The sequence below is a fragment of the Pseudomonas sp. BRM28 genome (assembly GCF_002939405.1).
In the GTDB taxonomy this organism is placed as follows: domain Bacteria; phylum Pseudomonadota; class Gammaproteobacteria; order Pseudomonadales; family Pseudomonadaceae; genus Aquipseudomonas; species Aquipseudomonas palmensis.
This window is the reverse complement of the sequence record NZ_PEFV01000001.1, coordinates 2,798,504-2,825,384: the sequence shown is the minus strand read 5'-3', so window position 1 is coordinate 2,825,384 and position 26,881 is coordinate 2,798,504. Positions and strand designations below refer to the sequence as shown.

Annotated in this window: 16 protein-coding genes; 4 read left to right on the top strand and 12 right to left on the bottom strand. The window is 64.0% G+C overall.

Annotated elements, in window-relative coordinates; translation table 11 throughout:
- The first annotated feature begins 6 nt into the window (after positions 1-6).
- Together CR917_RS13430 and CR917_RS13425 are read left to right on the top strand one after the other, a co-directional pair.
- Positions 7-8,598, top strand: a complete 8,592-nt coding sequence (locus tag CR917_RS13430; RefSeq protein WP_104572461.1) for a glycoside hydrolase family 94 protein — start codon at positions 7-9, stop codon at positions 8,596-8,598.
- Positions 8,599-8,624: 26 nt separating this feature from the next.
- Complete coding sequence (locus CR917_RS13425) at positions 8,625-9,347, top strand: Crp/Fnr family transcriptional regulator (RefSeq protein ID WP_043862791.1); 723 nt, start codon at positions 8,625-8,627, stop codon at positions 9,345-9,347.
- Positions 9,348-9,365: 18 nt separating this feature from the next.
- On the opposite strand, the gene CR917_RS13420 is transcribed toward CR917_RS13425, so the two are convergent.
- The 3 genes from CR917_RS13420 to CR917_RS13410 are packed head-to-tail and all read right to left on the bottom strand — an operon-like array spanning position 9,366 to position 17,006.
- On the bottom strand, positions 9,366-14,438 hold the full coding sequence (locus tag CR917_RS13420; protein WP_104572460.1) for an RHS repeat-associated core domain-containing protein: 5,073 nt from the start codon (positions 14,436-14,438) through the stop codon (positions 9,366-9,368).
- Positions 14,425-16,470: a hypothetical protein gene (locus tag CR917_RS13415; protein WP_104572459.1), complete on the bottom strand. Its 2,046-nt coding sequence runs from the start codon at positions 16,468-16,470 to the stop codon at positions 14,425-14,427. Before CR917_RS13415 ends, CR917_RS13420 begins: the two co-directional genes overlap by 14 nt.
- 47 nt (positions 16,471-16,517) lie before the next feature.
- Positions 16,518-17,006, bottom strand: coding sequence for a hypothetical protein (locus CR917_RS13410; RefSeq protein ID WP_146095014.1), 489 nt, complete (start codon positions 17,004-17,006; stop codon positions 16,518-16,520).
- A gap of 557 nt (positions 17,007-17,563) precedes the next feature.
- On the opposite strand from CR917_RS13410, the gene CR917_RS13405 reads away from it, so the two are divergent.
- Entirely contained in the window at positions 17,564-18,271 is a 708-nt protein-coding gene (locus tag CR917_RS13405) for an MgtC/SapB family protein (RefSeq protein ID WP_043862787.1), read from the top strand.
- Between the two features lie 6 nt (positions 18,272-18,277).
- Here the strand turns inward: CR917_RS13405 and CR917_RS13400 are convergent, their stop codons facing one another.
- From CR917_RS13400 to CR917_RS13385, 4 genes are all read right to left on the bottom strand, one after another.
- The gene (locus CR917_RS13400) at positions 18,278-19,195 is read right to left on the bottom strand and encodes a pyridoxal-phosphate dependent enzyme (protein WP_054914512.1); all 918 of its coding nucleotides are present in this window, start codon (positions 19,193-19,195) and stop codon (positions 18,278-18,280) included.
- A 52-nt stretch (positions 19,196-19,247) separates the two neighbouring features.
- Complete coding sequence (locus CR917_RS13395; protein WP_054914513.1) at positions 19,248-19,934, bottom strand: transcriptional regulator; 687 nt, start codon at positions 19,932-19,934, stop codon at positions 19,248-19,250.
- 95 nt (positions 19,935-20,029) lie between these two features.
- A complete protein-coding gene (locus tag CR917_RS13390) occupies positions 20,030-20,299 on the bottom strand; it encodes a hypothetical protein (RefSeq protein WP_104572458.1) in 270 nt (89 codons plus the stop codon).
- A 23-nt stretch (positions 20,300-20,322) separates the two neighbouring features.
- Complete coding sequence (locus CR917_RS13385) at positions 20,323-20,532, bottom strand: hypothetical protein (RefSeq protein WP_104572457.1); 210 nt, start codon at positions 20,530-20,532, stop codon at positions 20,323-20,325.
- Between the two features lie 220 nt (positions 20,533-20,752).
- Between CR917_RS13385 and CR917_RS13380 the strand changes: the two genes are divergently transcribed.
- Positions 20,753-21,664, top strand: coding sequence for a LysR substrate-binding domain-containing protein (locus tag CR917_RS13380; protein ID WP_043862783.1), 912 nt, complete (start codon positions 20,753-20,755; stop codon positions 21,662-21,664).
- 125 nt (positions 21,665-21,789) lie between these two features.
- Here CR917_RS13380 and CR917_RS13375 read toward each other — a convergent pair whose 3' ends face one another.
- From CR917_RS13375 to CR917_RS13355, 5 genes are all read right to left on the bottom strand, one after another.
- Positions 21,790-23,061, bottom strand: coding sequence for a DUF2599 domain-containing protein (locus CR917_RS13375; protein ID WP_104572456.1), 1,272 nt, complete (start codon positions 23,059-23,061; stop codon positions 21,790-21,792).
- Positions 23,062-23,097: 36 nt separating this feature from the next.
- Entirely contained in the window at positions 23,098-23,592 is a 495-nt protein-coding gene (locus CR917_RS13370; protein WP_104572455.1) for a DUF2599 domain-containing protein, read from the bottom strand.
- Between the two features lie 283 nt (positions 23,593-23,875).
- Complete coding sequence (locus CR917_RS13365) at positions 23,876-24,916, bottom strand: ABC transporter substrate-binding protein (protein ID WP_043862780.1); 1,041 nt, start codon at positions 24,914-24,916, stop codon at positions 23,876-23,878.
- Positions 24,917-25,049: 133 nt separating this feature from the next.
- Positions 25,050-26,210 carry an acetylornithine deacetylase gene (gene argE, locus CR917_RS13360; RefSeq protein ID WP_043862779.1) on the bottom strand — a complete coding sequence of 387 codons (1,161 nt, stop codon included), beginning with the start codon at positions 26,208-26,210 and terminating at the stop codon, positions 25,050-25,052.
- Positions 26,203-26,877, bottom strand: coding sequence for a DUF1028 domain-containing protein (locus tag CR917_RS13355; RefSeq protein ID WP_043862778.1), 675 nt, complete (start codon positions 26,875-26,877; stop codon positions 26,203-26,205). Before CR917_RS13355 ends, argE begins: the two co-directional genes overlap by 8 nt.
- Positions 26,878-26,881 lie beyond the last annotated feature (4 nt).

Below are 26,881 nucleotides of genomic sequence, written 5' to 3'. Positions count from 1 at the left end.
GCCTTTATGGATAATTACTGGAGCCGTGCACGCGCCAGCCTGCGCAACGCAGGCCTTTGGCGCACCACACCCCGCAAGTTCGAATACGAAGCCATCCTGCGCTCCGAACTGTTCAGCGCCGAGCAGATGGCCGCCCACGGCACCTTTCTGGCCCAGCACCACGCCCTCAGCCCCCGCAGCGGCAAGGACACCCTGCTGGCACGGCTGGCCGACAACGAACGGACCCTGGCCAGCAGCTGCGCGGTGCTGATCGCCGAACAGCCCACCGCGCGACGGGTCACGCCGGCGGCCGAATGGCTGCTGGACAACTACTACCTGGTCGAAGAACACATCCGCATCGCCAAGACCCACCTGCCCAAAGGCTACAGCCGCGAGCTGCCACGCCTGGCCAACGGCGTGTCCAGCGGGCTGCCGCGGGTGTATGACATCGCCCTGGAAACCATCGCCCATGGCGATGGACGCGTCGACGTGGACAGCCTGAGCCACTTCGTCGAGGCCTACCAGAGCGTCACCTCCCTGGCGCTGGGCGAGCTGTGGGCCATTCCGATCATGCTGCGCCTGGCGCTGATCGAAAACCTGCGCCGGGTCGCCTCGCGGGTCATGGCCAGCTGGGCCGACCGCAACCTGGCCAACGACTGGGCCGACCGCCTGCGCGAGACCGCCGGGCGCGACGCCAAGAGCGTGGTGCTGGTGCTGGCCGACATGGCGCGCTCGCAGCCGCCGATGACCGCCGCCTTCGTCGCCGAGCTCGCACGCCGCCTGCAAGGCCAGAGCGCCGCGCTGATCCAGCCGCTGACCTGGGTGGAGCAGATGCTCGCCGAATCCGGCCTGAGCATCGAGCGTCAGGTGCAGCTCGATGCCCAGCAGCAGGCAGCCGACCAGGTCTCGGTCAGCAACAGCATTGCCAGCCTGCGCCTGCTCGCCACCAGCGACTGGCGCGAATTCGTCGAGCACATGAGCCACGTCGAACGGATGCTGCGCAGCGATCCTGCCGGCATCTACCCAGCCATGGACTTCGCCAGCCGCGATCATTACCGGCATGTCATCGAGCGCCTGTCCCGGCACAGCGCACAGTCGCAGGCGGCAATCGCCCGCGCCGCCGTCGAACTGGCCGCCGGTGCGCCCAGCCCGCTGCCACACGCCAGCGCCACCACCCATGTGGGGTTCTACCTGGTCGGCGCCGGGCGAGCGCAGCTCGAGCGCCGCGTGCACGCCGGCGTGGCGCTGGGCGAGCGTTGGCGGCGCCTGCTGCATCGCGCGCCACTCACGTTCTTCCTCGGCCCGGTGGCGCTGCTCACGCTGGGCCTGAGCGCACCGCTGCTGTACACCACGCTGCGCGATGGCTGGCCACTGGCAGTGCTGCTTGCGCTGGCCCTGCCCACGCTGGTGATGACCAGCCGCCTGGCCATCGACCTGGTCAACTGGCTGGTGACCCTGAGCGTGACGCCCCGCCTGCTGCCGCGCCTGGATTTCAGCGAGGGCCTGCCCGCTGAGGCGCGTACTTTGGTGGTGGTGCCCACGCTGATGGCCAATGCCGCCGATATCGAGGAGTTGGCAGAGGGGCTGGAAGTGCGCTTTCTGGCCAATCGTGACGAGTACCTGCACTTTGCCCTGCTGACCGATTTTCTCGATGCGCCCAGCGAAACCCTGCCTGAAGACGCCGCGCTGATGGCCCTGGCCGCCAGCCTGATCGAGGGCCTGAACCACAAGTACCCGAACGATGCGCGCTTCGTGCTGCTGCACCGTCCGCGGCGCTGGAACCCCGCCGAGCAGGTGTGGATGGGCGTGGAACGCAAGCGCGGCAAGCTGGCCGATCTCAATGCACTGCTGCGCGGGCACGGTGAGGGGCGCTTCATGTTGCAGGTGGGGGATGTCCAGGTGCTGGAGGCGGTACGTTACGTCATCACCCTGGACACCGACACCCAGCTGCCGCGCAATGCGGCCCGCCAGTTCGTCGGGGCCATGCAGCACCCGCTCAACCGCGCCCAGGCCGGCAGCGGCTACGCCATCCTGCAACCGCGGGTCGGCATCAGCCTGCCCAGCGCGGCGCGCTCGCTGTATGCGCGACTGTTCGGCAGCGACGCCGGCGTCGACCCGTACACCCGCGCAGTGTCGGACGTGTACCAGGACCTGTTCGAACAAGGCTCGTTCATCGGCAAGGGTATCTACGACGTGGATGCGTTCGAGCAGGCGCTGCAAGGCTGCCTGCCGGACAACCGCATCCTCAGCCACGACCTGATCGAGGGCTGCTACGCCCGCAGCGGGTTGCTCAGCGATGTTCAGGTGTTCGAAGAGTACCCGGCCCGCTACAGCGCCGACGTCAAGCGCCGCCACCGCTGGATTCGCGGGGACTGGCAACTGCTGCCGTGGGTGCTGCCCTGGGCGCCCACCGCTGGCGGCACCTATGCGCGCAACCGGCTGGATGCCCTGGCCCGCTGGAAGCTGTTCGACAACCTGCGCCGCAGCCTGGAGCCCGGTGCATTGCTGTGCCTGTTGCTGTGGGGCTGGCTGGCCTCGGGCCGGCCCGGGCTGTGGACCCTTGCCGCGCTGTTGCTGGTATTGACCCACGCGGTGCTCGGCACCCTGCTGGAGATGCTGCGCAAGCCTGTCGACGTACCCCTTGCGCAGCACCTGTGGGCAGCGCTGCGCGGCTGCGCCCTGCATTTCGCGCGCGCCGGCCTGCACCTGGCCTGGCTGCCGTACGAGGTCTACTACAGCCTTGACGCCATCGTGCGCACGCTGTGGCGCATGCTGGTCAGCAAGCAGCGCCTGTTGCAATGGAGCCCGTCACGGGAAGTCGAACGCACCAGTGTCAATCGCCTGGGGGCTCTGTACCGCAGCATGTGCAGCGCCCCGCTACTGGCCCTGGTCGTGGGCCTGTGCCTGCTGCCCAGCCCCATGACCCTGGCCCTGGCGGCGCCCTTGCTGCTGGCATGGCTGGCCAGCCCGGCACTGGCCTGGTGGATCAGCCGCCCCTCCCCGCGCGCGCACTTCGACCCCACTGCCGAAGACCTGCGCTTTCTGCGCAACCTTGCGCGCCAGACATGGGCGTTTTTCGAGCAATACGTCGGCCCCGACGACCACTGGCTGCCCCCCGACAACGTGCAGGAACTGCCGGTTGCCCGCATTGCCCACCGCACCTCGCCCACCAACATGGGCATGGCCTTGCTGGCCCACCTGGCCGCCCACGATTTTGGCTACCTGGGCGGCGGGCGGCTGCTCGAGCGCCTGCAGTCCATGCTCGACAGCATGGACGGGCTGGAGCGTCACCAGCGCCACTTCTACAACTGGTACGACACCCTCACCCTGAAACCCCTGCCACCGCTGTACGTCTCCACGGTGGACAGCGGCAATCTCGCCGGTCTGCTGCTGACCTTGAAGCCCGGCCTGCTGGGCCTGGCCGACACACCGCTGGATGACCCGCGCCAGGCCCAGGGGTTGCTCGATACCCTGGAAGTCTTCGGCCAGGCCCTGACCAATGCCGGCCTGCCCGCCACCGAGGTACAGGCGTTATGCCGGCGTCTGCTGGCACCTCAGCCACACGATCTGGCGCAGCTGCTGCAGGACGCACTCGACCTGCCGGCGCCCGCCGACGATCCGGACGCGCGCTTCTGGTTCGACAGCCTGCAACGTCAGTGCACCGAGCAGCGCGACGAACTGCTGCGTTTTGCCCTGCCTGCCACCAACGAACCGGGCACGCGGCCGCCGACCGGTTGCTGGCGCGACCTGGCGCGGCTGGACGCCGAGCAGTGGTGCGCTGCCGATCGCCCGCAGGTGCTGCAGGTACAGGCCCTGGCCCGCCAGCGCATGCAGCAGGCGGCGCAGCTTGCCCAGCGCGTCGAGGCCATGGCCGACATGGACTTCGGCTTTCTCTACGATGCCCGCCGCGAGTTGTTCGTAATCGGCTACAACGTCGATGAGCGACGCCTGGACAGCGCCTTCTACGACCTGCTGGCGTCCGAAGTTCGCCTGACCAGTTTCGTGGTCGTCGCCCAGGGCCAGGTGCCGCAGGAAAGCTGGTTTGCCCTGGGGCGCCTGCTGACCAGCAATGCCGGGGTGCCGGTGCTGCTGTCGTGGTCCGGCTCGATGTTCGAGTACCTGATGCCGATGCTGGTGATGCCCAGCTACGAAGGCACACTGCTCGACCAGACCTGCCACGCGGCCGTCACCCGCCAGATCGAGCATGCCAGCCAGCTGGGCACGCCCTGGGGCGTTTCGGAGTCCGGCTACAACACCGTCGATGCGCACTTGAACTACCAGTACCGCGCCTTCGGCGTGCCGGGGCTGGGCCTCAAGCGTGGCCTGGGCGAGGACAACGTGGTCGCGCCCTACGCCAGTGCCCTGGCACTGATGGTCGCGCCCGCGGCCGCCTGCCACAACCTGCGGCGCCTGGCCAGGCAGGGGGTGGCCGGGCGGTTCGGGCTGTACGAGGCGGTCGACTACACCCCGGCACGCCTGCCCCCTGGCACCGATGCCGCCGTGGTGCGCTCGTTCATGGCACACCACCAGGGCATGAGCCTGCTGGCCCTGACCTCGCTGCTGCTGGGCCAGCCCATGCAGCGGCGCTTTGCCGCCGAGCCGGCCTTCCAGGCCTGTGCCCTGCTGCTGCAGGAGCGCGTGCCCAAACGCGCCACGCAATACCTGCATGCAGCCCAGGCGCCTACCGTCGACGATGCCAGCCAGGGCAATGAAACCAAGCTGCGCGTGTTCACCGACCCGGACCGTCGTCGGCCGGCCGTGCAACTGCTGTCCAACGGGCGCTACCACGTCATGGTCAGCAATGCCGGTGGCGGCTACAGCCGCTGCAACGACATGGCGGTGACGCGCTGGCGCGAAGACATCGCCAGCGACAGCCTTGGCACCTTCTGTTACCTGCGCGACGTGGCCAGCGGGCATTTCTGGTCCACGACCTACCAGCCCACCCAGCATCGCGCGCACAGCCAGGAAACCGTGTTCACCGATGCCCGCGCCGAGTTTCGCGTGCGCGAGTTCAACTTCGACTGCCACACCGAGATCGTGGTGTCCCCCGAGGACGATATCGAGCTGCGTCGCCTGCACCTGACCAACCGCGCCCGTACCCGGCGCACCCTGGAGCTGACCAGCTACGCCGAAGTGGTGCTGGCCTCGGCCATCAGCGATGCGCTGCACCCGGCGTTCAGCAAGCTGTTCGTGCAAACCGAGCTGGTGCGACCGCTGCAGGCGATCCTGTGCAGCCGGCGTCCGCGTGCCAGTGACGAAGCCGTGCCGTGGATGTGCCACCTGCTGGCAGCCCACGGGGCGGACATCGAGCAGATCTCCTACGAAACCGACCGTGCCCGCTTCATCGGCCGCGGCCGCACCCTGCAGGCGCCGGCCGCGCTGACGGACACCTGCGAGCAGCTGTCCGGCACTGCCGGTGCGGTGCTCGACCCGGTCGTGGCCATCCGCTGCCGTATCAGCCTGGAGCCTGGCCAGAGCGCCACCATCGACCTGGTCACCGGGGTGGCCGACAGCCGCGAGGCCTGCCTGCACCTGATCGACAAATACCGCGACCGGCACCTGGCCGACCGGGTGTTCGACCTGGCCTGGACCCACAGCCAGGTGCTGTTGCGCCAGCTCAACACCTCGATGGCCGATGCCAGGCTGTTCGAGCAGATGGCGGCCTCGGTGCTGTATGCCAACCCTGCATTGCGCGCCGAAAGCGCCGTGCTGGCCAGCAACCGGCGCAGCCAGTCGGGGCTGTGGGGCCAGGCGATCTCCGGCGACCTGCCCATCGTGCTGGTGCAGATCGCCGACCCGGCCAACATCGAGCTGGTGCAGCAGATGGTCCAGGCCCATGCCTACTGGCGCCAGAAAGGCCTGGTGGTGGACCTGGTGATCTGGAACGAAGACCAGGCCGGCTACCGCCAGCAACTGCAGGACCTGATCATGGGCCTGGTGACCTCCGGGGTCGAAGCGGCCCTGCTGGACCGCCCGGGCGGCATCTTCGTGCGTCCTGCGCAGCAGCTGTCCAGCGAAGATCGCACGCTGATGCGCTCGGTGGCACGCCTGATACTCAACGACAGCCATGGCAGCCTGGCCGAGCAGGTCCACCGGCGGCGCATCGAGCCGGCCCTGGCGCCGTTCACGCCGAGTTTGCTGCAAGGGCCGCAGAGTGCCGGCTACACGCTGCAGCCGCTGGCCATGGCGCCCACGCTGGGCAACGCCTACGGCGGCTTCAGCGCCGACGGCAGCGAATACATCATCAATCATCGCCCGGGCCAGCCGACCCCGGCGCCCTGGGTCAACGTGCTGGCCAACCCCGGGTTCGGCAGCATCGTCTCGGAAACCGGCGGTGCCTACAGCTGGTACGAAAACGCCCACGAGTACCGTTTGAGCCCCTGGCACAATGACCCGGTCAGCGACCCCGGCGGCGAAGTGCTGTACCTGCGCGACGAAGATTCCGGGCAGGTCTGGTCGCCGACCCCGGCGCCCTGCCCGGGCAGCGGCGCCTACCGAACCCGCCACGGCTTTGGCTACAGCGTGTTCGAGCATGTGCAGGACGCCATACACAGTGAGCTGTGGGTGTTCGTGGCGCTGGATGCGCCGGTCAAATTCTCGCGCCTGGTGCTGCGCAACACCGGCGATCGTGCGCGACGCCTGTCAGCGACCTGCTACGTGGAATGGGTGCTGGGGGACTTGCGCAGCAAGTCGGCCATGCACGTCGTCACCGAAGCCGACCCGTTCAGTGGCGCACTGTTTGCGCGCAACGCCTACTCCATCGAATTCTCGGGGCGCGTGGGGTTTCTGGACTGCGACTGGCCCCAGGCCGGCCTCAGTGGCGACCGGGTCGAGTTTCTGGGGCGCAACGGTACCCTGGCCGACCCGGCAGCCCTGCGCCGGGCGCGCCTTTCGGGGCGCCTCGGCGGCGGCATGGACCCCTGTGGTGCGCTGCAGGTGAGCGTCGAGCTGGCGCCTGGTGAAAGCCGCGAAGTGGTGTTCCGCCTGGGCGCCGAGCAGGATGCCAAGGCCGCCACCCGGCGGGTGCAGCAGTACCGCGGCGTACGCGCCGCCAACGTCGAACTGGCGCGGGTCACGCAGCACTGGCGCACCACCCTGGGCAGCCTGCGCATCCACACCCCTGAGCCTGCGCTGGACGTGCTGGTCAACGGCTGGCTGATGTACCAGGTGATTGCCTGTCGCTTCCATGCCCGCAGCGGCTATTACCAGTCCGGCGGTGCATTTGGCTTCAGGGACCAGTTGCAGGACAGCATGGCCATGGTGCACGCCGACCCTGCCAGCAGCCGCGCCCACCTGCTGCTGTGTGCCCGCCACCAGTACGTGCAGGGCGACGTGCAGCACTGGTGGCACCCGCCGATGGATCGCGGCGTGCGAACACGTTGCAGCGACGACATGCTCTGGCTGGCCCTGGCCACCAGCCGCTATGTGCAGATCACTGGTGACACTGCGGTGCTGAACGAGCCCGTCGGCTATCTGGACGGTCGCGCACTCAACAACGGCGAGGAGTCCTACTACGACCTGCCCGGTCATTCGCCCCTGCAAGAGCCCCTCTACCAGCATTGCCAGCGCGCGCTGGAGCACGGCCTTTGCGTCGGGGCCCACGGCTTGCCGTTGATGGGCAGCGGCGACTGGAACGACGGCATGAACAAGGTGGGCGAGCACGGCATAGGCGAAAGCGTATGGCTGGGCTTTTTCGCCCACGAGGTGCTGCGTCGGTTCGCCGAAATGGCGCAGTTGCATGGCGATGCCCGCTTTGCCCAGCGCTGCGGCGAGCAGGCGCGGCGGCTGCGCAGCAACCTGCAGGCCCATGCCTGGGACGGCGCCTGGTACCGGCGTGCGTACTTCGACAATGGCCAGCCCCTGGGGTCGACCAGCAACCAGGAGTGCCGCATCGACTCCATCGCCCAGAGCTGGTCGGTGCTGTCGGGCGCCGCGCCCCTGGATCACTGCCGCAGTGCCATGGCGTCGCTGGACCGCCACCTGGTGCGGCGTGATATCGGCATCGTGCTGCTGCTGGACCCGCCGTTCGACAAGGGCACGCTCGACCCCGGCTACATCAAGGGCTATGTACCGGGGGTTCGTGAAAACGGGGGCCAGTACACCCACGCCGCCGTGTGGGCGAGCATGGCGTTCGCCCGCCTGGGCGACGGCGCCCGCGCCTGGGAACTGATGCGCATGATCAGCCCCCAGAGCCAGGGCCATGCCACCCGCATCGACACCTACAAGGTGGAGCCCTACGTGATGGCGGCGGATGTCTACGGTGTGGCGCCCCATGCCGGGCGCGGCGGCTGGAGCTGGTACACCGGTGCGGCCGGATGGATGTACCGGCTGATCGTCGAATCGCTGCTGGGGGTGGAGCGCCAGGGCAACACCCTGCTGCTGCAACCGCTTCTGCCGCCAGAATGGTCGGGCTTCAGCCTGCAGTACCGGTATGGCGCCAGCGTTTATCACATCGATGTGCACCGGGGCACACAGGCCGTACAGGTGCTGAGCCTGGATGGCGGGGTGATCGACGGCACAAGCCTGTCGCTGGTCGATGATGGCGCCGAGCATCAGGTCACCTTGCTGTGCGCTGCATCGGCAACCGCGACGTTACCTTTGCTAAAGGGAGTACCCTAGGGCCTTACCCTATGGATGCCGGCCACATGTCCCATGATCCAGCCAGCGGGCAGAACCATCTGCTCGCCGCCCTGCCCGACCCGGTACGCGAGCGGCTGCTGCCGCACCTTGAGCAGGTTGCCTTGCCGCTGGGCAAGGTGATCTACGAGCCGGGCGACAGGCTAACGCATGTGTACTTTCCCACCGATGCCATCGTTTCGCTGCTGTATGTCATGGAAAACGGCGCCTCGGCGGAGATCTGCGTGGTGGGCAATGAGGGGCTGGTGGGCATTGCGGTGTTCATGGGCGGCGAAAGCACCTCCAACCGTGCCGTGGTGCAAAGTGCCGGGCTTGCCTGGCGCTTGCCGGGCCAGCGGCTCAAGGACGAGTTCGACCGCCATGGCGAGCTGTTGCTGCTGATGTTGCGCTACACCCAGTCGCTGATCACCCAGATGGCACAGACCGCCGTGTGCAATCGCCACCACTCGATCGATCAGCAGTTGTGCCGCTGGCTGCTGCTGTCGCTGGACCGCCTGACCGGTAACGAGCTGAACATGACCCAGGAGCTGATCGCCAACATGCTGGGCGTGCGCCGCGAAGGCGTCACCGATGCGGCCGGCAAGTTGCAGCGCCTGGGGGTGATCGAGTACAGCCGCGGGCACATCAAGGTGCTCGATCGGCCGCAGCTGGAACGACTGAGTTGTGAATGCTATGCGGTGGTGCGCAGTGAAACCCAACGCCTGTTGCCCTACTTGCCGTTACGTACCTAGTTTTCCATACCCAATACCCTACGGTACGTAACTCGTCACCGGTGCCAGGTTCTTGTAGAACCTCAATGCCTGATCATTTATTCCAAAGCAAAAGCCGAGAATCACATGGCTGTCGTTATTGTTCAGGTAGCGGCCAAACTCCACCTCCGTCATTCCCTTGAGGTCGACTACCCTCACTCTTCCTCCCACTGCGCCACCATGGGTCGCCGTATCCGATAGGAAAAAATCTGAATTGATCAAGGTTGATCTGCGGATGCCATTACTGGCCCAGTTGGCTCCATCGGGTGCGCCGTGAGAGCCCGAAAAAATCAAGATCTCCCGTGGAACGGCATTCACACTCGTTCTACGGCGGAAATAATTCAGGGGCGTATTGAAGTTTTTTCCTGCAACGGGGCGGTTGCTACCGAAGATGATTTTATCCTGCCCCGTCGAAAAGCTTTTCCAGGCCGCCTTCGGTGCCGAACTCAGGGGTTGCGTGGTCACAGTCGGCAGGCTGGAAAACTTCGAAGCGCTTCTTTTCAGCAGTTGACCATTGCGCAGGCCACCCACTAGGCGATTGGCCTTCGCGGCAACTTTTGGCGCAGACGACCCAATCGACATACCTAACGAAGCCAGGCCTGTTCCGAACGATATCCAGCCCAGAATGCCCGCAGCCTTTTCGTTGCCACTGGCCTCAAGCGCCATCGACGCAGCTCCGCTACCCAGGGCAATGGCTTCCACCGCTACCGCTGCCACCGATACGGCTCCTGCAATGGATGTGGTGGCCACTGCCGCGACAGCGCCTGCCGCAGCACCTGCAGTACTCGCACCGGCACCGAGCAAAGCTGTGTACGCCGCACCTACCGCAGGCGCTGCGGTGCCGGCAGTCACGACCACTGCAATCGCCCCCATCACCAGCCCGATACCAGCCACTACCCAGTTCCACCACGCATGCCCATCCGGGTCAACGCGGTTGACCGGGTCGCCGCTGCAATACGCATAGCGGTTCAAGCCGCCCGCACCATCGGGGCTTGCACTGTCGGGGCTGAGGAACATGAACAGGCACGGGTCGTAAGGGCGGTTGCTGCCGGGCATGTACAACAGACTGTCGGTTTCGCGCACTTCACCGGCGTAGCCCACCCGGCTTTGCGCGGTGCCGTTGTCCAGGCCATGTGCGCTGTAACCCACAAAGCAATTGCTGTCGCCGGTTTCAATCTGCACGCTGCCTTGCCCATCGCTGGCGCTGATCATAACCGTGCGTACCGCCTGGCTCAGCAGGGTCTGGGCGAACACGGTGCTGCCGGCACGCATCAAGGTCAACCAGCCCTGGTCGCTCTGCTCGTTGACCATACGCTGGCCGTCATAAAAACGGTGGCTCGTGGTGCCATTGACGCGGGTCTCGATCAGACGGCCCAGCGGGTCATACGCATAGTCGCAGGTACTGGTGCCGTCCTCCCGGCGCGTCAGGTGCCCCTGGCTGTCCCAGGACAATGCCCGCCACAGTTGTCCGTCATGCCGCTCCCTTGTCAGTTGACCAGCGGCGTCGTATTCAAGGTCGATGATCAGAGCCTGCGGCCAGCTGTGGGTGATCTGAACCGGACGATCTGCAGCCACATCGCTGTCGTAGGCGAACCTCATGTGGTTGCATTGACCATTCTCGTACTCGGTGTCGATCTGTTCATAACCGTCGAGCGCATTGAAACAGAACGTCTGGCGACGAATGCGCTGCCCGGTGCGGGGGTCGGTGACCAGATGAGGCCCTTGCGTGGTGGCTTCGACCAGGCGATTGCGCACGTCGTAGCGGTAGTGCTCTTCGCTCAACAAGTTAGCCTGCTCCGCCTCCAGCGATTCCCACGTGCGTGTCGCCACCTGATCCTGCTGGGTCCAGCTCAAGCGCTGGCGAAAGCGCTGCATACCCGAGATACCATGGCACACCCATGTTCGGGTGCACCCACGGCCCAGGAGGTCGTAGGTCAGGGTCTGCTGCTGGGACTGGCCGTGCTGGCCGTCGGTGGTGAGGGTCTGCGCCAACCGACCGAATGCGTCGTAGCCCAGTTGCAAGGCCAGCGGGCCGCAGTGCTGGCCACTGATACGCCCCACGGCATCGTAGGTGCAGTAAGTCATCTGGCCGTGTACATCGGCAAACGACAGCACGCGACCGTTCAACGAATACTGCCAGCCGCAGGTATGGGGCTGTCCTGCATGGTGCCAGTGCTCGGCACTGGTCACACCCGAGGCGGTGAAATCCCAATCTATCTGCCCCAGCCCGTCGGTGGCCCGGGTAAGGCGACCGTGGGGCGGGCTGTAGGTGAAGGTACTTTCACTGTTTTCGCTCGGCCGCGCGATGCGCTTGAGCTGATAATCCAGCTCGGGTTCATAGCCGAAGTGCGTGACACTGCCGTTGGAGCGTGTGAGTGCTTCGGGAGGAATCTGCCCCGGCACATACGCCAGGGTTTCCTGCTGCCCGCCGCAATCGCGCGTCAGGGGGCGATCCAGGCCATCGAATGTCTGCTTGAGCAGCAACGTCTCGCGGGTTGCGGTGCATAGTGAAAGGGTTGCTATGGCATCGCCATCGCTGTGGGGTGCGAAGCGCCATTTCACGCGGCTGTGGTCTTGCAGGGTACGCTGCGCGACCCGGCCGTCACGGTCGTAGACGGTGGACGTGGTGCGCTGCTCGCCATCGGGCGTTTCTATCGTATGGGCTACCGGACGCTGAAGCGCATCGAGTGTCCAGCGCTCCCGGCGCAACAACGGGCCACCCCCAGGCTCATGCAGCTCCACACGTTCGACACTGCCGCTTGCATTCAGGTACAGCGTGGTGCGAGGCCCTTGCTCCCCGGTGGCGCTCTGTTGCCAGGACACTTGGGTACGCTGGATGGGGTCATGCTTTGTATGGTCCACCGTGCCGTCTGCATGCTGCACCCGGCATACGGAGCCCCAGTCATCGTAGGCGGTGAGCACCGTACTGCTACAAAACGGGGTGTTCTGGGCGGCCGCCCAGTCCTGCGAGGTCTCACTGGTGACATTGCCCTGTACGTCGTAGGTCACTCGGCGCACTTCACGCAGGGGGGCACCGGGGCTGTCCAGAAACTCGAGCAGTTCGCGCACCGGGCGTCCCTGACCATCCAGCTCCACACGCAGGCGCTGGCCGTTGCTGTCGGTCTGCTCGACGTACACCGTTCGATCACGCTGCAGGCCAACCAATTGGTAGGTACAGCGGGTGCTGGTCGCATACGGCGTGTTCGCGCTTTCTATGCGGCGTATGGTGCGGCCCAGTGCGTCGTGGTCAAAACGGGTCACGGTACCGTGTTCGTTGCGTTCTTCGATGGTCAGGCCCGTCAGCACGTGGCGCAGGGTCGATGAGCTGATTACCAGGTGGTCATGGCTGATCCGTTGCTGGGTTTCGCACAGCAACGGGCCTTCGAAGGTGCGCAGGAAATTCGTGGTGGCGGCGTAGCCGTTGTAGAGCGTTACACTGGATATCGGTAGGCCATGGAACGGGCTGTCTGCTGCCTGCTCGACACGCTGCAGGATTCTGGCCGTTTCAACTTCCCCGCTATCAATCGCTTCCCGAGCCACTTCGCTGTCCAGCACCAGGTGCTGTCGATCCTCTGCCTGGCGCTTGTGCAGCCTGACGTAGGCATAGTCGGTGTGCGCCACATGACCCGCTGACCGTGCATCGGGTGCCGGGGCAGTAGTGGTGAAGCGCTTGAGCCAGCGCACGAACCTTCCCCCGTCATCCGGGCAGCCCTGCGCGCCACCCAGCGGATAGTATTCGCGGCTTTCGCTGCGCCCATCGGCGAATCGCTGGTTCAGTACATTGCCATAGGCATCGTATTCGCACGTGTCGCGTTCCTCCCTGAACCGGTTGCCGGTTTCATAGCGGGTAATGCGGGCAATCGGCAGCTGACACCAGGCCGGCTGGTCGTCCCAACCCACTGCAGGGTCGTCTGCGTACACGCTCTGCTGGCAAACCCTGCACTCGCCGCGCACGGTCAACTTCTGCGTCTGCAGGTGATAGTGATTCCAGGTGTATTCGACACTTTGCACCTTGCGCCCCTGTTCGTCGTGCAGGGTTTGCAGGCATCCATAGTCATAATGTGGCAGAAGATAGAGGTTGTCCTTGCCGTCAGCCCATTCACCTGCCGAGACACCCCCGTAGCCAAAGCAGTTGTTCGAGCCGATCAGGGCGTAGGTGGTGTAGGCCACCGGCTGGGCCGCACCGGGGTCGTGCCGATGCGTGGACACCCTGGGCAAAGCGGTCAGCGGCGCGCCCTGTGGCAGCCGAAGCCCATTGTTCCCCGTGGCGTAATCGACTTCGTCCGTGCTGCCCAGCGGCCCCAGCACCTTGCTCGGGAACAGCAATCGGCTTTGCGGATCCTGCCAATAGGTGAAGGCCCAGCGGTTGCCGCCATCAGGCAGGATCAGCTCATTGAGCCGGTCACTTCGCAGCAGCGTGACGACTGTGGTGCTGTCAGAACCCGGAAACATCACGAAGCGGGTTTCATCCCTATCATGCTGGACGTCCAGCAACAGACGCTGCTCGTCGCGGATGGTCCACAGCAGGTAGGGGCCACTGCCTGCAAGCCATTCAAGGTACGCGCGGCGCCCCTGGGCAGAAACGATCTGCTTGAGCATGGCCATGCCGCTGTTGTCCTGGACCTCGAGGTACTCGCAGACGCCATCCTTGTAGTCGATGCGAAAGCAGCGAGCCCTGTCGTCAACGGTGAACACCTTGAACGAACACAGCTTCTGGTCTTCGAACACCAGTTGCCCGCCCTTGCTCAAATCCGAACGGTCGCTATCGAACTTGAACGTGTCGCCCGAATTGATCCGTAGCTGACCGGTATTGAAATCAAGCATGGACAACCCGAGCGTCCAGCCGAGGCCATACCCGCTGTCGGTGTGCGAGCCCAGTGGGCTGAAATGCAGCGCAGGTTGAATGACCGGCCCGGCAAGGTGGTTGGCGTGCAGTGCCGGCAGCTCGCAAGCCAGCGTGAACTGGCTGGTTCTGGGGTCCACGCCGGTGCTTACATGGCTCAGAAAATTACTCGCCTGGGTGTAGAGCGCGCCGGCGCGCAGGCGCCGGGTAACGTCGTCAGGCCTCGTCATCCGTGGCGCTCCGGCTTTCGGCACCCGTTGCCAGCGACAGCCGCAGGCTGCGTGAGCCGGACGCAGAGGTATCGGCGTAATGGATCATCAAGGTGTGGTCGTTGCCATACGCGTCAACGAACAACAGCGGGCGCGGGCCACCTTGCTCTCGGGAGGACTGGCTATGAAACGGTATGTTGTTGCCCCCCTGAAGTACCACAACGACGCTCTGCGGGCGTATCCTTGACACGCTGGGCACTGGCCTGAAGTCGTCGCCCAGCTCGATCAGAGGGTTGTAGGACACCTCGCTGTGGCCCGGGGCGGCGTAGCCGACGTGGGAGGCCCGGGTGTCACTGGGCGAACGCACGGCCCACTGGATCATCCCGAAACCCGTAGGTTCCACGGCACGCAAGGCCACCCAGGTGCTCAGCACATATTCCCAGATGAAAAGATCGGAATTTCCCTCACCGCCTATCAGTTCCCGCTCAAAGCTGTAGTCGTCAAGGCCGAACACAGGGATGGGCTTTGTGCTGATATCGACGTGCTCGTCGAAACTGGTTTCGCTGCCGTCCGTGACGTAGAAGTACTCTTCAGCGCCCTGTATGCGGGTGATGCCCGCCCAAAGGGTGACATTGGTGCCCGCAAGGGCACGGGAATGCACGTAGAACCGGCGGGTGTAGACGGCAAGTGCTTCGCCCTCTGAAACTGCATGCGCGCTGGCCTGTGCTGACGTGGCTGGGTAGTAGTCGTAGGCGTTGCGTACCGTCCTGTAGAACCATTGGGCTTGCCCGTTATCCTCGCACTGCAGCGCAGTGTAGGTACCGTCATCGTTGCGTAGCAGCAGGCACACGCTGTCGAGCTCTTGCTGGGAGACGTCCTGATTGGTGCGTGGCTGTATTTCCACTACAACTTCCACCTGCTGGCGCAGATTCGGGTAAAGGTGTCCCGTTGGCGAGCCTAGTCTCATGCGTATCTGCGACAGCCAACTCCCCAATGGTGGCGCAGCTCGCGAAGATGCAAGCGCCTCGAATGATCGGGGAGGCACCCCTTCAACGGTCAAGGTATACCCCCAGGGTGCCTGGTTGCTTGCATTCGGGTCTTCGGAATGCAGGTGCACCGACAGATCGAAGCGGTTGCCATAGACATCCATGCCGTAGGTGTAGCTTTGCTGGAGTCTCTTCAGAACGACGTTGAAGTAGGCGATCATGCCCACCGCAATACAGATTGCGTCACGCGGTGATCTCAGGGGGCTGAGAAGGTCGTAGTAGGCCATCATCATTTCGGTTGAGCCCACGATCGTGGGGGTCGATGCCGTGCTGTTGGGGGCTCCGATGCAGGTTGCCTTGTTCAAGTGGAGCGACGATCCATAGGCGGGTTGTTGCATGCTGTGGATCTTCACGACATTGGCGGTTCGTGGGTTCTGCAATGTAACGTAGGTATTTTCGACACGTGCCGCACGCCCTCCGGCCTCTGAGGAGGCGCCCTGGAACACCACCACAGGCCTGGATACGACCAACCCGTGCCCTACCCTGTATTGCGTTGGTTCTACAGCCTCTATCTGAACGCTGCTATTGAAACGCCCTCCTTCGCCTTGGCCACCATACGGGACATCAAGATTGTTGGTCGTCCAGACTCTGCTTTGCACTCTGATCCTGGCTGCAAACTTGAACACCGTGCGCGCATCAACACTGGGGTCCAAATGCAGGTAGCGTACAAAGGTCTGATAGTCATTGCTGTCAGTATGTTTTTTTTTTGAAGTCTTGCCACTTCTGACGGTGCCTTCATCATAAGGCAGTATCCCGGTTTCGGGCGGCTGCGTCCCAGAAACCCACCCCCCGGGCGCGGTGGTATACGGAATTATCTCGAGGCCGCCAACTGGTAACAGTACCACTTCGCCATACGAGTTACGGGCTTGTAAGGTTATGATCACTTTTGATTTTTGACGACCATTCGCGAACAGATGTGCTTTGGCATTCTGTTGTCCTCTGAACGCATCTGCCTCGATCAGAAAATAACTCAAGGTTGCAACTGCAGTGTCTGTAACGTGGGCCATGATGTCGCTTCCTGCGGTTGAGTGGAACGGGTTGCCGGGAGTGTGCTTTATCCATCGGCTGATACATAGACGCAGGACACCTTGCCCTCCAGCTTCCCATCCTTGAAGCCCTCGGAGATGATGCCCCGGGTTACCTCCTGGCCAATAGCGACATAATGGGCCTTTGAAACACTTATTTTTGCAGTCATCTGACCATAGATCGGATTGACGATTTTATAGTGCGAATAGGACTCATCCGAATTGCAGTGCCCGGCATTGTAAATGCCGAACCTTACGCCATCCCGAGGGTTTTCAACGGCGAAGTTATACATCTCGTCATTGTCGCAATCATTGTTGGCAAAGCGATGCATGCCGACGGTCATCTGGATAGTGCATCCCCCGCTGTTTTTCTTGTACAAATGCAACACTGAAATACCCTGTGGTGCAGGAGGAGGCGTTGTGGACTTATTCATGAAAAGGATGATGACCAGCGAGAGCACAATCATTATCACGAAAAGCGTGAAAGCAATAAGGGTGCGCGAAAAATGGAGGTTCATGAGGATGCCCTTTATCTGGCAGCGTGGCATTCAGAGTGTAAGATCACTGCCCTCCCGGTCAAGTTGCTAGTTAAACAAGTTCATGCTGAGCACCTGTGTTTTCAGACTGGTAATATTGCCAGTTGCAAGGCATGAAACGTGTATGGCAACACTGGGCACATCGAGTGAAAGTTACGCGTGCTGAACCCTCTGCCCAGGCTGGCACACTCATTCACTTGCAACAAAAGCCTTGACCGGCTCGCACCATGGCGTTACGTTCTCGCCCGCATTTTTGCAAGCCTGCACAGGAGTCCTGCATTGGACAGTTGCCCTAGTCGATTGCGACAGGTACAGCCGGCGAGCTAGTCCAGCAGACCCTTCTGCCACTGCTCGCCGAACACGGTGGTCAGTGGCGATCCGCATCCCTGGCGGGATGACGCATCTTCATTTCCCCTCCCCGCTTGACGCCCCTCATCGTGACGAGGTGTGTCGGCTGCTCGTACCCGTTGCCATCCCCGAAATCTTTACGCGCACAAGTGCGCTGACGCCGGCTGTCTGCCGGTGCCTTGAGGTGGTTCATGGATTGGAAAGTATTCTTGCTGCGCGTGGCTGTCGCGCTGGTACTGGGGGCGCTGATCGGCGCTGAACGTCAACTGCGTCAGCGCCTCACCGGGCTGCGCACCAATGCGCTGGTGAGCACCGGCGCCTGCCTGTTCGTGCTGGTGACCCAGGCCGTACCGGGCATGCTCCCGGCCGACGCTTCGCGGGTGGCGGCCTATGTGGTGTCGGGCATCGGTTTTCTGGGCGGCGGCGTGATCATGCGCGACGGCATGAACGTGCGCGGCCTGAACACCGCTGCCACGCTGTGGTGTACCGCCGCCGTCGGTGTGCTGTGCAGCCTGGGGTTACTGCTTGAGGCGAGCCTGGGCAGCCTGATGGTGCTATGCGCCAACATCCTGCTGCGTGACATCGCCCAGCGGCTGAACCAGCAGGATGTGTTACCGGCCAGCGAGGCCGAGCAGCGTTACGAGGTGCGCATCGTATGCCGCGCCGAAGACGAGATCCAGGTACGCAGCCTGATGCTGCATAGCTTTGGCAGCAGCGGCCTGCGCCTGCAATCGCTGCACAGTGAAGACCTGCCCAACCCGGCCAAGCTGGAGGTGCGGGCCGAGTTGATGGGCGACCCGCAGGCGCCCTCGCAGCTCGAGCACCTGGCCAGCCGGGTGAGCCTTGAGAAAGGCGTCAGTTCGGTACGCTGGCAGGTATTCGAGCTGGCGTCGGACTGACCCGCTTCAGCAACTGGCGCGCCACTCGCGGATCTGTTCGTGGGTGGCCGTCACCCCGCCGCACACCACCACCAGCACCGACTGATATGCCTTGAGTGCCTCACTCGGTGCATAGGCCAGCGCCAGCGCTGCACCACAGGCCGGCTCCACCAGGATACGGTGGTCGAGCAGAAAACGTTCGCAGGCATCCAGCGCCTGAGCGTCAGTCACCACATGGCTGTGAATCGGCCGTTGCTGGCTGAGTTCGAAGGCCTGCTGGCATACCTGCTTGGCCCCCAGCGAGGTCGCCACGCTGGTCACTGCGGGCAGGGCCGTCGGGGCCTTGCTGGCCATCGCGGCAGCCAGCGAGGCGGCGCCGTCGGTCTCCACGGCAAATACCGGCACGTCAGCCCAGTCGTTACGTGCCAACCCCTCGCACACCCCGGCCAACAGGCCGCCCCCGCCCACCGAGAGCACGATCGCATCGGGCTTGAACCCACTGATGACCACCTCGTCGATCAGGCTGGCATGGCCTTGCCATAGCAGCGGATCGTCGAAGGGGTGGATGAAGGCCGCGTCGTCGGTGAGCAGCGATTGCGCATAGGCATTGGCCTCGTGCCAGGCGCTGCCGTGCACGATGACCTCGGCGTCCTCCTGGCGAATCAGCTGCCTGGCGCGCTCGGTGGTGGTTTGCGGCACCACCACGGTCACCGGCAAGCCCAGGCAGCGGCCCGCATAGGCCACCGCAATACCGGCGTTGCCCCCCGACGAGGACACGAAGCGGCGCTTGCCTTGCCTTGCATAGGCCTGGCAAGCCAGGCCCACGCCACGCAGCTTGAACGAGCCACAGGGCTGCAGGGCGTCGAGCTTGAGCCACACGTCCTGGCCGCTGGCCAGGCTGAGCGGGCGCGAAGGTACCAAAGGGGTTTCGAGATGCAGGGACATACCAGGCTCCAGGTCAGGCCAGTTCGACGATCGATTGAATTTCAACGCTTGCTCAGCGGTTGCGGATTTCATCGAGGTAGTTGTAGATGGTGTAGCGTGTCACCCCGAGTGCGGCGGCAGCTTTCTCGACGGCGCCCTTGACGATGAACAGTCCGCCATCGTGCATCTGGCGCACCGCCTCGAGCTTCTGCGCCTTGGCGATACGCCGGCCCTGGCTGCGTGCGTCGTGCAGGGCCGCATCAATGATCTGCGCCATCAACTGCTCGAGGTCGGGTTGGTTCTCGGTGGGCTCGCCGGGGGCTGCCCCGGTGCCGGGCAGCAGCTGTTCCAGGCACGCCTGGGCGGCGGCGATGCCACTGAAGTCGGTGTTCACGCACAGGCTGGCATAGGGCTCGCCCAAGGCGTCGCGGAACACCGCAGTGGCACTGCGCAGGGTCTTGCCGTCGCGGCCCAGGCTCGGGTAGTTGCCCACCACCACCGGGGTATGGCTGCCCTTGTCGCGCAGGGCCTGTAGCACCGCATTGAACCCCTGGTCTTCACGAGGCCCGGCCAGTACCGGGCTGCCGATCTGACGCCCACTGACATGCCCGTTGGCAATGGCAATCACCGAATGTTCCGGCCGGGTCAGGTCGTGCAGGACCACCTCGGTGGTGCGTCCCAGCACAGTGCCAAGCATCTGCACCGTTGCGTGCAGTACGCCCAGCACCAGCTGGCGTTCAGGGGTTGTATCGAGGGCCATCGAGCGCACCACAAGAAAAAACGAACCGAGAAAATATCAACATAAAGTTTAATTTTCAACGGTTCGTTAAAATCATCGCAGCACAAAATCGCGTGCTAGCCACCATCGGTATCGATATCGGCATCAGTGCGCGGCTTGCCCTCACGTTGTGGCTTGAAGTCAGGGCTGTAGGGGTTTTCCTTGTGAGGTTCGGGTGTATTGCTCTGCTCCTGCCCTCCTTCGTCCGGGCGTCCGGCATCCTGCAACGGCACCTCCACATCGCGTTCAGGCAGGCTCTTGCCATCGTCCGGGCGTTTCCAGGTTTGCGGCAGCGGTTGTGGCTGGTCTTCAGCAACGGGCTCGCGGTTGCGCGGGTCATGAATCATGCTTGGCGTCCTCCGGTACAGGTTCAGCGTCGTTCATCCGACAGTGGCGTCGGCTCGTCAGGTTCGGGCACTGCCGGGTTGGTGTCGGGAATGCCCTCGACGTCGTTAGGGTGTTCGCGGCGATCGTCGTCGCCACGCACGTTCGGGTCAGTCACCGGGTCGTGTTCGCGTCGGGGGTCGTTGAGCGGGTCCTTCCACAGGGGGTCATCCTGCGGGCGTGGATCGATAGCCATGGCGGTCACCTCAGGTCGTGGTCCGACAAATGCGGGCCCTGCAGTTTTTCGAGGCCCCTGGAGGTGGTAGGTGCCAGCCAGCCGATCAATGGTCAGGGGCCGCGTACCCGCCAGCGAAGGAAAAATATGCTCTGTGCCCCGCAAAATCCGCTGCAACCTGCGGGGCACGCAAGGCCAGCACGCGGTAAGGTAGGCAAAAACTACAACCTGAGGTGTTTGCGTGGCGTCCTATACCCTGCGTCAGCTTAGATATTTCGTCACCACGGTCGAATGCGGCAGCGTGGCCGAGGCCTCGCGCAAGCTGTACATCGCACAGCCATCGATATCCACGGCCATCAAGGGGCTCGAAGACGGGTTCGGCGTACAGTTGCTGATTCGGCATCATGCCCAGGGGGTTTCACTGACCCCGGGCGGTGCGCGGTTCTACCGCAAGGCTCAGGAACTGCTGCGCATGGCCCATGAGTTCGAGCAGAACGCCCTGGCGGACAACGACGTGGTGAGTGGGCAGATCGACATCGGCTGTTTCGAAACCGTCGCCCCACTCTATCTGCCGCGGCTGATCGCCGGGTTTCGCCAACGCTTTCCGGGCGTGGAAATTCGCCTGCGCGATGGCGAGCAGCAAGAGCTGGTACAGGGGCTGACGGCCGGCCGCTTCGACCTGGCGATCTTCTACCAGCATGACCTGGACAGCACCATCGAAACCGAGCCGCTGACCGCGCCGCAAAGGCCCTACGCCCTGCTGCCTGCTGGCCATCGCTTCGCCGGTCAAGCCCAGGTCTCGCTGCGCGACCTGGTACTTGAGCCGATGATCCTGCTGGACGTGCAACCCAGCCGTACCTATTTCGTGAGCATTTTCGAGGAACTGGGCCTGAACCCGAACATCGTGTTCGGCTCGCCCTCTATCGAGATGGTGCGCGGCATGGTCGGCCAGGGTTTCGGTTTCGCACTGCTGGTGACGCGGCCACGTTCCACCATCAGCTATGACGGCCAGCCACTGGTGTGCGTGGATATCGCCGAAGACGTGACCGGTTCGGCACTGGTGGCCGCCTGGCTCAAACGTGCGCAGCTGACCAAGCCTGCGCAGTTGTTCGTGGATTACTGCAAGGAGCAGTTCAGGCTGTGGCTGGCGTGAAAGCGGGCCGATCACTGCACGCTGTAATTGCGTCTGCCTGCCAAGTGCTTAGTTTCAGCAGGTATCAATAAAGCGACAACTCACGACCTGTGCTCGGCCGCAATAAAGTGCGGGCCTGCAACAACCTAGGGGTTGCAGTTGGCCTTGACCGCCGCCTCGTGGGACACATAAGGGCGATGCGGCTCGATGAACCAGGATGCTTTGGTTCGGTACGTGGTCAGCAGGCAGACGAACTGGCGACGCATGCTGTTGGTGTTGCTCCACTGCCGGTCACTGCCGGCCTTGTTCAGCAGCTCCTGGAACGCCAGGTCGGTCTGGTCTGCGGCGATAGTGCGGGTACAGGCGGAAGGCTTGATTTCCAGGCTCCACTGGTTGCCATTGATCGCGCCCCATTTCACCGAGTCTATGTAACGCGGGCAGCGGCCTGGCACCGGTTTCGGAGGCACGACCCCGGTCGACCCTGTTTCGGCTTGATCGGCAACGATAAAGTCGAAGCGAAAGTGATCATTGATGTTGGCAGGTGGCGTCAGCCGCACAATGGGCACGATGATGCCGGTGTCGGCCCGAAACTCCTTCTGGTTGAGCCTGGCAGCGGCCAGCCCGTTCGGTACCCCTGCCGGCCAGTGGGCAGGCACACCCACTGGCATATAGAAGAAAGCCTGGATGGGCAGGGTTCTGGCACGACCCGCCGGCCATGTCGTAACAACAAGTTCGTTCTGCTCGCTGAACCCTTCTGCGGCCAGTATGTTTTTCATCTGCAGCATGAGCATGAAGTAACCGGCACTGTTGGCAACGCCCCTGCGCATGTCGAAGCCGCATTGATTCAGCGGGCGGTACTTGGCGGGCTGGTACCAGATCCCGAGCCATTGTTGTGGCGTGGTAACGCCCTGGCTCTGGCATGGCCGACTATGTGGGTAAACAACTCCCTCGTAGACCATGGTGCCGCAGGGTGTGTTCCTGAACCAGTTCCAGCCATCCATGCTGTAGGCGCACTGCACCATCAGCAGGTCCTTGCCCGCTGGCCTGCGGTCCTGGGGATACATGATCAGACCGTCGTTGAAGCCCCACGCCACTGACCTGAACCTTGCGTCGTAACGTATGTAGGAGAACGAGGTTCCGCCACTTCTCGCCGAGGTCGGGCTAGGGTCCCAGATGCGAAATGCCCCGGGGTTCTGCGGCCGCTGGGTGACGCGCATCAGGACACCGCTGCATAGAAACGGCGGTTTGCCTGAATCACCGCAATGGGTGTTGCCTGCGCTGTAGTTGTACCTGAGGTCGGCTACGGTGGCGTTGCCGTCCTCCAGCGAGCTGCGTGGTGAGCCAGGCGCCCACTGTGCCAACCCCGGCGCACTGGCTGCGACGCACCCCAGAAACATCAACACCTTTAACCTGTTCATGGTCCACTCCTTGTGCTGCAGTGCTGAAACTGCCTGTCAACGTGGCGTCGGATTGCAACCGGCAGCCACCGATACGCGATGAGACACATCGGGTCGAAAAGGCTCCAGGTTCCAGGTTTTCTTGTAGCGGGCGGTGGCCAGGTGGCACACCAACTGACGACGCATGCCGCCCCCGTTGTCGAGGCGCCAGCGCCAGTCACTGCCGTAGCGCTTGTACAGTTCCGCGTAGGCGGCGTTGGTTTCGTCCTGGTGGATGCGTCGCCCGCAATAGGTAGGCGTGAGCTCCAGGGTCCAGGCGTTCTTGCGGATGCCTGGGTCGTAGCGGTAGCTCCACTGCCCCGACTCGAAGTAGCGCGTGCAACGTGCGCGCGCAGCGGCTTCGCCAGGCGAAGCGTCGACGGAGGAAAGCTCGCTGCTCGACGCCTGGGTGCCTGGCGCATGAGGCGTCGACTGCTGGCTCGGATGGATGCAGCCAGTCAGCAGTACTGCTGCCAGCAAACAACAAGCTCTGGTGGCAAGATGGATGGGCATCACCGGCTCCTTTGGCAGGATTGCCCATGTCGATCACACTTCAGGGGTTGCCGTTGGCTGCCATTGCGTGCTGGTGACGCGCATACGGGCGGCGCGTCTCGATGTTCCAGGGGGCCTTGTTCGGTACGGACAGGCCGGGCCAGCGTATGTCGCAAGGTGTTCATGTCGCTCTCCCACTGTCTGCCCAACGGCAAGGCAAACAGTAACGGTGAGCAACACCAGCCCGCTACTGACAGAAGTATCAGTAGCGGGGGCTAAGGCCAGGGTGGGATATTGGCTCGAATCAGCGCGCCGCCCAGGCATTGAAGCGTTGTTCCAGCTCCTCGCCATGGTCAACCCAGAACGCCGCATCCACTGCTCGCGCCTGGGCCAGGTTGGCTTCGGCAGTGGGCAACTGCTTCTGTACTTCGGCTGGCAGCAAACCCAGGGTCTGCTTGTTTACCGGGCCATACGGAATGTTTTCCGAGAACACCTTCTGCGCCTGTGGCTGGCTGGCGAACGCAATGAAATCCTCGGCCAGTTTCTTGTTCGGCGTACCCTTCACCACCGCCCAGTATTCAGGGTCGAACAGGCTCTGCGGCCATACGATGCTCAGCTTCATGCCCTCCTTCTGCGCAGCCGCGATGCGCCCGTTGTACGCCGCGCTCATCACCACATCGCCGGCAATCAACCACTGCGCAGGTTGCGCCCCGGCTTCCCACCACTGGATGTTGGACTTGATCTGGTCCAGCTTGGCGAACGCGCGGCTCACCCCTTCAGGGGTGCCGAGCACCTTGTACAACTCATCGGGCTTGACGCCGTCGGCGAGCAAGGCGATCTCCAGGGTGTACTTGGCTCCCTTGCGCAGGCCGCGCTTGCCGGGGAAGTCCTTCACGTTCCAGAAGTCCGCCCATGAGGTCGGACCCTTGGCCAGCTTGGCATGGTCGTAGGCCATCACCATCGACCATACATAGGTGGCCACGCCGCACTCGGTGAAGGTGCCGGGCACAAAATTGGCCTGGTCACCGAAACGTTGCGGGTCGAGTTTCTCGAACAGGCCTTCATCACAGCCGCGCAACAGTTCGGGGCTTTCGACCTCGACCACATCCCAGCTGGTGTGGCCGACGTCGACCATGGCCTTGATTTTCGACAGCTCGCCGTTGTACTCGCCTGCCACCACGGTGCCCGCACCGCTGGCATTGAATGGCTGGAAGTAGGCCTTTTCCTGTGCCTGCTTGGTGGCGCCGCCAAACGAGATGACGGTCAGGTTCTGCGGGGCGGCAAACACGGCACTGCTCAACAGGGCCAGGGCAAACGGAACGCTGCAACGCAAGGATCGGGTCATGGCTCACTTCCTCGACTAGGCCGGCACGCTCGTGCGCGCCGGCGGGGTTTTGTTAGGCGACCGCGGGTACGGTCGTCCTGCTCTACGGCAGTAAAAGGTGCAACGTTGGCCGGCTCGTATGCCGATCTGTGTGTTATGTCTCGCTCAAAAACGCCGCCAGACGCTCCATCAATCGGTCACAACCAGCCAGCTGTTCGACGCTGACGTATTCGTCCGGCTTGTGTCCCTGGTCCATGCTGCCCGGCCCGCAGACCACCGCCGGTATCCCGGCCTGGTCGAACAGCCCGCCTTCGGTGCCAAAGGCCACCGTGCTGAAGGCATCGCTGCCGCACAGCCGGGCAATCAGCTGCGCCGCCGCGCTGTCCGGTGGCGTGGCAAGCCCCGGGTAGCTCGACAGTGCTTCGAAACGAATGCCGCTGTCGGCATTGACCGCCTGCATCGCCGGCACTACTTCGCGCGCGGCAAACGCCTGCAATTCATCGGCCACCGCTTGCGGGGCGAACGCCGGCAGCGCCCGCACCTCGAAATCGAAACGGCAATCGGCCGGCACGATGTTCAGCGCCGTGCCGCCCTGGATCGTGCCCACCTGCACGGTCGAAAATGCCGGGTCAAATCGTTCGTCGTGAAGCTCCGGCGCCGCCAGGCGCGTACCGATTGCGCCCAGCTGGCCGATCAGCCGCGCCGCCTGCTCGATGGCGTTGACGCCATAGGGCGCGTAGGCCGAATGACAGGCCGCGCCGTGCACATGGCAGCGCATGGCCAGCTTGCCCTTGTGCCCGAGCACCGGCTTGAGTTCGGTGGGTTCGCCGATCAGGCACAGCGCCGGCATCGGGATACGCCGTGGCAACACCTCGAGCAGGCTGCGTACCCCCAGGCAACCCACCTCTTCGTCATACGAAAACGCCAGGTGTACCGGGCGGCGCAACGGGCTTGCCAGAAACAGCGGCACCGCCGCCAGCACCGAGGCCAGGTAGCCTTTCATGTCGGCAGTGCCCCGGCCGTACAGCTTGCCGTCCTGCTCGCTCAGGTCGAACGGCGGCACCGTCCAGGCCTGGCCGTCCACCGGCACCACATCAGTGTGTCCGGACAGCACCACGCCACCCTCCACACCCGGGCCGATGCTGGCCAGCAAGTTGGCCTTGGTGCGTTCGGCGTTGTAGATCAGCTCGCAGTCCACCCCCAGATCGTCCAGGTAATCGCGCACGAACTCGATCAGCGCCAGGTTCGAATCCCGGCTCACCGTGGCGAAGCCGACCAGCTGCGCCAGCAGGGTGCGGCTGCGCCATTCACTCATCGCCGGGCACTCCGTAGCTGGGCGCCTGCGTCGGGTCCAGGGCGCGGGTCAGGTAGTCCTGCAACTGGGGTTCATAGGCGGTCCACAGTTTGTGCAGTTCGCCGATGGGATTCTCGTCGGCCCAGTCCACCCGCAGGTCGACGATCGGCCAGGTCAGGTCGCCGACCACCGACAGTGCCGCCGAGTGCACCGCCCCGGCCTCGCCGCCTGCGGCCTGCCCCGCCTGCAATGCCGTGAGCAACCGGGCGGCCAGGCAGCCCTCGCTGCGCTCGAAGGCCTCGACCATGCGTTCGATCACCGCGCTGCTGGCCAGCAGGTTGCCGGCGGCCACGCATTGATCGCCTGCCACTGCATTGTGGGTGCCCAGTGCGTGGCTGCCACTGAAGAGTGCGGTGCGCCCCTGGGCATCCACCACCGCTACCTGACGGTACTGGCCATAGCCATTGCTCGACAGCGCCTGGTCCAGGGCCGTGGCAGGTGCCAGCCCGTCGGCCAGGCCATCGAGTATCTGCGGGCCCAGCGCCGGCAACGTGATGTTCTGGCTCGACACCGCGCCCACGCCGGCGCGCAGCCAGGGGCAACGCGCGCCCACGGCGATGCTCGACGAGCTGATGGCGATACCCAGCTGACCGGTTTCGGCGCAGCGTCCGACGATAGAAAAAGTCATGTGC

What these genes read in the sequence shown, in the direction of transcription:
- CR917_RS13430 (WP_104572461.1), top strand. Translation starts at nt 7, where the DNA reads ATGGATAATTACTGGAGCCGTGCACGCGCCAGCCTGCGCAACGCAGGC.
- CR917_RS13425 (WP_043862791.1), top strand. Translation starts at nt 8,625, where the DNA reads ATGTCCCATGATCCAGCCAGCGGGCAGAACCATCTGCTCGCCGCCCTG.
- CR917_RS13420 (WP_104572460.1), bottom strand. Translation starts at nt 14,438, where the DNA reads ATGACGAGGCCTGACGACGTTACCCGGCGCCTGCGCGCCGGCGCGCTC.
- CR917_RS13415 (WP_104572459.1), bottom strand. Translation starts at nt 16,470, where the DNA reads ATGGCCCACGTTACAGACACTGCAGTTGCAACCTTGAGTTATTTTCTG.
- CR917_RS13410 (WP_146095014.1), bottom strand. Translation starts at nt 17,006, where the DNA reads ATGAACCTCCATTTTTCGCGCACCCTTATTGCTTTCACGCTTTTCGTG.
- CR917_RS13405 (WP_043862787.1), top strand. Translation starts at nt 17,564, where the DNA reads ATGGATTGGAAAGTATTCTTGCTGCGCGTGGCTGTCGCGCTGGTACTG.
- CR917_RS13400 (WP_054914512.1), bottom strand. Translation starts at nt 19,195, where the DNA reads ATGTCCCTGCATCTCGAAACCCCTTTGGTACCTTCGCGCCCGCTCAGC.
- CR917_RS13395 (WP_054914513.1), bottom strand. Translation starts at nt 19,934, where the DNA reads ATGGCCCTCGATACAACCCCTGAACGCCAGCTGGTGCTGGGCGTACTG.
- CR917_RS13390 (WP_104572458.1), bottom strand. Translation starts at nt 20,299, where the DNA reads ATGATTCATGACCCGCGCAACCGCGAGCCCGTTGCTGAAGACCAGCCA.
- CR917_RS13385 (WP_104572457.1), bottom strand. Translation starts at nt 20,532, where the DNA reads ATGGCTATCGATCCACGCCCGCAGGATGACCCCCTGTGGAAGGACCCG.
- CR917_RS13375 (WP_104572456.1), bottom strand. Translation starts at nt 23,061, where the DNA reads ATGAACAGGTTAAAGGTGTTGATGTTTCTGGGGTGCGTCGCAGCCAGT.
- CR917_RS13370 (WP_104572455.1), bottom strand. Translation starts at nt 23,592, where the DNA reads ATGCCCATCCATCTTGCCACCAGAGCTTGTTGTTTGCTGGCAGCAGTA.
- CR917_RS13365 (WP_043862780.1), bottom strand. Translation starts at nt 24,916, where the DNA reads ATGACCCGATCCTTGCGTTGCAGCGTTCCGTTTGCCCTGGCCCTGTTG.
- argE (WP_043862779.1), bottom strand. Translation starts at nt 26,210, where the DNA reads ATGAGTGAATGGCGCAGCCGCACCCTGCTGGCGCAGCTGGTCGGCTTC.
- CR917_RS13355 (WP_043862778.1), bottom strand. Translation starts at nt 26,877, where the DNA reads ATGACTTTTTCTATCGTCGGACGCTGCGCCGAAACCGGTCAGCTGGGT.